We start from the raw sequence: 6,717 nt of genomic DNA on the forward strand, positions 1-6,717 counted from the left end.
TCCTCAAGTAGATGTAGTTGCTTAAACGTATTTTTTGTAGTCTTTGGTATTTTATTCATACTAAATAAAGACTTATCCAAAAGAAACAATTGATGGCAGCAATTCCTTTCAAAGATAATTTCTTAAAAACTCCTTATAATCAACAATGTTATCGAAATTAAAAAAAACTGCCACTAAGGCAGTTTAGAATCAAATATCTTAATTCGTGCTTTTTTGGCTTTGTGTAAAGCGAACCACCAAAGAAACAGCATAAATGGAACCATAATATATTTCCAATTAAAATAATTTAATAAAATTGAATCATAAACAGTGTGTAATAAGATAGGGATTGAACAGGATAATAAAATCCATTTTGTTCGATTTTTGATAACTGAAAATTTACCTTTCCCTAAATAATATCCCATAATTACTCCAAATAAAGCATGACTTGAAACCGGTAAAAGAGCGCGACCTAACGCGTATTCGACTCCATTTGCAAATAAATAAATAATATTCTCTAAAGTCGCAAATCCAAGAGAAACAGCTACACCATAGACAATCCCATCGTAATGCTCATTAAATTGAACATGTTGATAGATCGTAAAAAATAAGACGAACCATTTGAAAAATTCTTCTAAAAATCCTACAGCAATAAAAGTATATAAAAATTCAGAAGTAAACACTTTTTCAACTTCTAAAACATATTGAATAAACATTATCGGAAAAACAAGCAGAGCCCCAAAGATAAATGAACGAAACACTAAATAGACCGGCTCTGATTCATACTGATCTCTCAAGTAAAAATAACTTAATAGTGCCAGACCCGGGGCAATGCCCGCAGATATAATTTCAATCATTTACAGGCCTCTTCTCCAAAATATCTTTTTATCTATTTAAAAGATTTTTTTAATCATGTAAGATTAACTTTATTAATCGTATCATGTTATCGTAGAATTGAAAATGACAGAATAAAGCAGAATTTTATAGATTGAAGGAGTTTTCGTCATGTCGAGAAAAAACATTTTACTTATTCACACTGGTGGAACCATTTCAATGAAGGAAGACGAAGAAACAGGAGAGGTTAAACCCGGAGAAAAAAACCCTCTAGTTGAACATATAAAAGAGGTACCTGATATTAACCTCATCTCAACAGAACTGTTTCACTTACCTTCACCACATATTACACCTTTAAATATGTTACAAATTAAAAATTATATAGAAGAAATGAAAAAAATAAAAAATATAGACGGTGTTGTTATTACACACGGTACAGATACGTTAGAGGAAACTGCGTATTTCCTTGATGTCACGTTATCTTTATCAATTCCGATTGTTCTTACTGGTGCGATGAGATCAAGTAATGAGCTAGGATCAGATGGGCTTTATAATCTTTTATCAGCCTTAAAAGTAGCTGCATCAGATTGTGCCAAAAACATGGGAGTTTTGGTTGTAATGAATGATGAAATTCATACAGCAAAAAACGTAACAAAAACACATACAAGTAATGTAGCAACTTTTCAAAGCCCACAATATGGACCAATCGGAATGGTAAACAAAGGAGGCGTTTTCTTCCATCACACCCCTATTGTTACAAATCCACTTCATGCTGAAACACTTGATAAAAATGTTTTCTTAATCAAGGCGTTTGCCGGAATGGACGGCAGTCTACTAAATGGGATAGAACAGTTACAACCTGATGGACTAGTGATAGAAGCTTTAGGACAAGGTAACGTGCCACCTATGATGGTGCCTGGAATCAAGAACCTAATAAATAAGAAAATACCTATTGTTCTTGTATCTCGCTGCTTTAATGGCATTGCTCAGGATGTGTATGGATATGAAGGTGGAGGACGACAGTTAAAAGAATTAGGTGTTATTTTTAGCAACGGACTAAATGGACAAAAAGCAAGAATCAAGCTAATGATTGCGCTAGAAACAACAAAAGATCAACAAGCTCTAGAAACAATTTTTGCAACGTAAACACTACAGAAAAACAGGGAGCATAAATTTGTCTCCCTGTTATCTTTTATTGCGGAGTGCCTCACATATTAACTGACCGTGAAATCGTCCATTCTCAATGAATATTTCGTTTGCATTATTTCCAGCTGCAATTACACCCGCAATAAAAATCCCTTCAATATTTGTCTCCATTGTATCTGGGTTGTGAGTCGGTCGACCAGTTTCAGCATTGATTGTTACACCCATATTTCTAAGAAATTTGTGATCTGGATGATAGCCCGTCATAGCAAAAACAAAATCATTCTTTATCCGCTTCTCTTCATCACCCACAACATATTTAACGGATGTTTCCCCAATCTCAAGAACATGTGCTTGAAACTCCATTTTTATTATTTCATTTTTTACAAGTGATTCAAATTCTGGCAAAATCCATGGTTTTACACTTTTAGAGTACTCAGCTCCCCTGTATAAAACAGTTACCCTTGCTCCTGCTTTAACTAATTCTAACGCGGCATCAACACTTGAGTTTTTACCACCAATAACGACGACATCTTTGTCAAAGTATGGATGTGCTTCCTTAAAATAGTGAAATACTTTGGGTAAATCTTCACCAGGTAAATTCATTAAATTTGGATGATCATAATATCCTGTTGCGATCACAACCTGTTTTGCTTCATACGTTTGTTTATTTGTCATAACTATAAATTTTTGATTTTCTTTTTTTTCAATTTTTTCAACTTTTTCAAAAGCATTGATTCTTAGTTGTTTTCTTTTTACAACTTCACGATAATAAGCCAAAGCTTGGTTACGAACAGGCTTACGATTTTCAGTAATAAAAGGTATATTTCCAATTTCTAGTTTTTCACTTGAGCTGAAAAACGTTTGATGTGTGGGATAATGATAGATTGCATTCACAATATTTCCTTTTTCAATAACAAGTGGTTTAGTACCAAGCTCTTCTAATTCAATGGCTGCAGATAATCCACAGGGACCTCCACCTACAATAATTATTTCTTCCTTTATCAATGAATTTCTCTCCCAACTTTAAAGATTAATGTTTTAAAAAAATTTCGATACCTTACCAAGAAAAATAAAAAAAGAGAATGACTAAGTCAGCCCTCCTACTCAGGTCAATCACTCTATTGTGAAGAGTAAAGAGTATGAGCGGCTAGACATAAAGTCACCCTCTTATATCATGTAAGATTTTTCTTAAATCCAGCCTCTAAACCTAGATGCTTCGGCCATCTTTCGTACACCAACCATATATGCTGCCAAACGCATGTCGACTCGTCTATTCTGACTCGTCTCGTATATGTTATTGAATGACTTAACCATTACTTGTTCAAGCTTCTCTTCGACTTCTTCTTCTGTCCAGTAATAGCCCTGATTATTTTGGACCCATTCAAAATAAGAAACCGTCACTCCACCAGCACTCGCCAAAACATCTGGTACTAGTAAAATACCTCGATCTGAAAGAATTTTTGTTGCTTCAAGTGTAGTTGGGCCATTCGCAGCTTCTACTACAATGCTAGCACGAATGTTCCCAGCATTTTCCTCAGTAATTTGATTTTCAATGGCAGCAGGTACAAGAATATCACAATCTAATTCAAGTAGTTCTTTGTTTGAAATTGTATCATTAAATAATTTCGTAACAGTACCAAAACTATCACGACGATCAAGTAAATAATCAATGTCTAGACCATTCGGATCGTGAAGACCACCATAAGCATCAGAAATACCTACAATTTTAGCTCCTGCATCATGCATAAATTTTGATAAGTAACTTCCAGCATTACCAAATCCCTGTACAACAACTCGAGCGCCTTCTAGTTCAATTCCCTTTTTCTTAGCGGCTTCACGAATACATATAGTTACACCTTTTGCTGTAGCCGATTCACGTCCATGTGAACCACCTAATACCAAGGGCTTACCTGTAATAAAACCAGGATTATTAAATTCATCAATTCGGCTGTATTCATCCATCATCCATGCCATGATTTGTGAATTAGTAAATACATCAGGCGCTGGAATATCCTTTGTTGGTCCAACAATTTGACTTATTGCTCGGACATATCCTCGGCTTAGTCGCTCTAACTCTCTAAATGACATATCCCTAGGATCACAAACTATTCCGCCTTTTCCGCCACCATATGGAAGGTCAACTATTCCACATTTTAAACTCATCCAAATGGATAATGCCTTAACCTCTTTTTCGGTTACATTTGGATGGAAGCGAATACCTCCCTTTGTAGGGCCAACGGCATCGTTATGTTGAGCACGGTATCCAGTAAATATTTTAACGGAACCATCATCCATTCGAACTGGAATTTTCACCGTCATTAATCTTATTGGTTCTTTTAATAATTCATATACTTCCTCTGGGTACCCAAGCTTATCAAGGGCATTATGTATCACCGTTTGTGTTGATTTCAACACGTCCAATTTATCATTTTGTGCATCGGTGTTTTTCTCGGCTACCATTAAAGTTAACCTCCTAGATCTAATCAGTAAATGAAAGAATGTCCACCTTTCATGACATAGTATACACTCTCAAGCCGCTTATGCAAAGAAGAAAAAAGATATTCTTTATAAATTCACAACAACTAATCTAACGTTATCTTTACTTGTCATTTTTAATTAATCCTAATTACATTAAAGACTTTCTTATCGTTTGTTATTTGAATTATTTCATACACCGAATAAGAAAAAGAGGTGACTTTAGCTAACAGCCTTTACAATGACCGTTTGCATAAACTCACCAATATCTTCATAACTTATAATAAAAAGTTATCTTTCTCTATTTTTTAACCAAAAGTGGTTGTAAATTTGCTCAACAGCATCATGTTGCATGATTGTTTTTCCATACTCCGTTAATCTATGGACCGTCAAAGTTGATGGACTTCCATACTCTGCTAAGATGGCTACTAAATCATCAATGTTCATAGGCTGGTCGTCACTTAATAACAAGTAATATCTTTCTTGGAAATAAACGACCATTCCATCCAAGATGTCTTGGTGATATAAATAATGTGATAACTGAATGATCGCTTCAAATGACTCAAACTCATAAATAACATCGAAGCTTTCATCCACCTTCACTTGCATCTCAATATAATCGTCTGAAAAGTCATCCTCTAAATCATCAGAATCATTGGAATTTGTAACGATAATAACCATCCCTTGAGCATGAAGTGAATACACCTCAACAGCGATTGGTCCATGCGCCTCAAAGCCCAGCTCAACACTAGCTTCAGTCATCATATCTCTAAATAATTGATGGACTTTTAATGAGTCTTTCCAGAGATCTTCCTTAGTTAAACCTCTATCATGCAAGTCATCTGTCGTTAAAAAAATTTTAATTTTATCATAGTTTAGTCGCTCTAGCCGCATCCCATACCCTCCTGCCGTGAGACCGCTCAATATACAATCATTGTATGATTTACATACGAGATGGTTCTAATATTTTTTTACAGTTTACACTCTTCAGCAGATTTAGACAAGAAATAACTATTGATTTTTCATACCTAATCTATCCCTTAGCCAAGATTCCCAGTGTTGTTTATCCTCCCCAAGTAAAAAGCTTGCATAAGGTTCAAGTATTTGCGGAGTTACCTTTGAAAAAGCTTTTCCTCCTAGTCCAATTTGAAGGCTATCATATTTTAAAGAAATCTCATCTACAAGTTCCAACGTTTTTTTTACATTTCTTACTAAAGTACAAGATAAAAACAAAAATTCCGGCTTAACTTCATTAAGAACAATATCAATATCTCCCTCAGCAATACTTGTTCCTAAATAAATAACTTCGAAACCTTTTCTTCTTAAATATAATGTAAAAATTAATAGCCCTAATTCATGTGATTCTTCCGGTCCACATACCCCAATAACTTTAGGTAACAAACCATCTACAGGTAATGTATGCAAAATCATCCCTATTCGCGAACGTAAAAAAGATGAAGCAAAGTGTTCATGTGCTGAAGTTATCTTTCCATTTTCCCATTTGTCCCCAATTTTAACTAACAAAGTACCTAATATCTCGATTACTACTTTGTCCACTGAATATAGGCTGAATGCCTTATTTAAAAGATCATGTGCTGTGCTTTCATCAAATTTTAAGAGTGCATAAAGTAATTCTTCCATTAAATCTTCTGAGTAATCAATCTGTTCTCCATCTGTTTTCAACTCAACTTGTTCGTTTATAGATGCCTGGTTCGTTTCAAGTAAGTTAACCGCTTGACTGATCGTAAAGCCCTTATCCACTTTTGTAATAAGCCACTTTAAAATTTTTATATGCTCCTCTGTATATAAACGGTGACCTGATTCATTCCTAATTGGTGCAATCATATTATATCTTCGTTCCCAGGCCCGTAATGTTCCAGCTTGAATTCCAAGCATTTTTGAAACTGCCTTTATATTATATTTGCCTTCATGATTCGACATGGTAAATCCCCCAATATGTACTTATATAGAAATTATATAAGATAGATCAACTTGTGTAAACTTTGTATAACAAATGAATAAACCATGCTTAATATCAGCATGGTTTTGTAAAGATGATTCGTATCCCATATTCTCTAAAGATTTGTGGATTATCACATCTGAATCATTCTATTTCGACGTTAGTACAAGATAATGTGCCTCAGCGGGTGCTCCTAATCTTAAAGGTAAAGAAGTTGTGCCATATCCATTGCTCACTAATAGAACAGCATTTTCAAGGTAATGCAGCTTTCCTTTTTCATATAAACCAAGACCCAAAAACCTTATTTGTCCACCATGAGTATG

At 34.6% G+C, this 6,717-nt stretch carries 6 protein-coding genes and 1 pseudogene; 1 reads left to right on the forward strand and 6 read right to left on the reverse strand.

All coding sequences use genetic code 11. The annotated features are described in order from the left end of the window. Nucleotides 1-173: 173 nt before the first annotated feature. Nucleotides 174-836 carry a glutamic-type intramembrane protease PrsW gene (gene prsW / locus ACEWK1_RS21470; RefSeq protein WP_121662618.1) on the reverse strand — a complete coding sequence of 221 codons (663 nt, stop codon included), beginning with the start codon at nucleotides 834-836 and terminating at the stop codon, nucleotides 174-176. Nucleotides 837-984: 148 nt separating this feature from the next. Here prsW and ACEWK1_RS21475 point away from each other — a divergent pair, with 148 nt between their 5' ends. Further along, nucleotides 985-1,959 carry an asparaginase gene (locus tag ACEWK1_RS21475; RefSeq protein ID WP_251396018.1) on the forward strand — a complete coding sequence of 325 codons (975 nt, stop codon included), beginning with the start codon at nucleotides 985-987 and terminating at the stop codon, nucleotides 1,957-1,959. A 39-nt stretch (nucleotides 1,960-1,998) separates the two neighbouring features. On the opposite strand, the gene ACEWK1_RS21480 is transcribed toward ACEWK1_RS21475, so the two are convergent. The 5 genes and pseudogenes from ACEWK1_RS21480 to ACEWK1_RS21500 form a co-directional block, all read right to left on the reverse strand. Next, a complete protein-coding gene (locus ACEWK1_RS21480; RefSeq protein WP_121662620.1) occupies nucleotides 1,999-2,964 on the reverse strand; it encodes a YpdA family putative bacillithiol disulfide reductase in 966 nt (321 codons plus the stop codon). 183 nt (nucleotides 2,965-3,147) lie between these two features. Further along, on the reverse strand, nucleotides 3,148-4,419 hold the full coding sequence (locus ACEWK1_RS21485) for a Glu/Leu/Phe/Val family dehydrogenase (RefSeq protein WP_121662621.1): 1,272 nt from the start codon (nucleotides 4,417-4,419) through the stop codon (nucleotides 3,148-3,150). 306 nt (nucleotides 4,420-4,725) lie between these two features. Next, nucleotides 4,726-5,328, reverse strand: coding sequence for a genetic competence negative regulator (locus tag ACEWK1_RS21490; RefSeq protein ID WP_121662622.1), 603 nt, complete (start codon nucleotides 5,326-5,328; stop codon nucleotides 4,726-4,728). A 117-nt stretch (nucleotides 5,329-5,445) separates the two neighbouring features. Further along, nucleotides 5,446-6,375: a MerR family transcriptional regulator gene (locus tag ACEWK1_RS21495; protein ID WP_416636642.1), complete on the reverse strand. Its 930-nt coding sequence runs from the start codon at nucleotides 6,373-6,375 to the stop codon at nucleotides 5,446-5,448. Nucleotides 6,376-6,543: 168 nt separating this feature from the next. Beyond that, nucleotides 6,544-6,717, reverse strand: a pseudogene (locus ACEWK1_RS21500) (metallophosphoesterase); the annotation flags it as partial.

The organism is Metabacillus sp. YM-086 (assembly GCF_048059995.1).
Taxonomy (GTDB): domain Bacteria; phylum Bacillota; class Bacilli; order Bacillales; family Bacillaceae; genus Metabacillus; species Metabacillus litoralis_B.

Coding starts and splice junctions, on each gene's coding strand:
- ACEWK1_RS21485 (WP_121662621.1), bottom strand. CDS start 4,419: ATGGTAGCCGAGAAAAACACCGATGCACAAAATGATAAATTGGACGTG.
- prsW (WP_121662618.1), bottom strand. CDS start 836: ATGATTGAAATTATATCTGCGGGCATTGCCCCGGGTCTGGCACTATTA.
- ACEWK1_RS21495 (WP_416636642.1), bottom strand. CDS start 6,375: ATGTCGAATCATGAAGGCAAATATAATATAAAGGCAGTTTCAAAAATG.
- ACEWK1_RS21475 (WP_251396018.1), top strand. CDS start 985: ATGTCGAGAAAAAACATTTTACTTATTCACACTGGTGGAACCATTTCA.
- ACEWK1_RS21490 (WP_121662622.1), bottom strand. CDS start 5,328: ATGCGGCTAGAGCGACTAAACTATGATAAAATTAAAATTTTTTTAACG.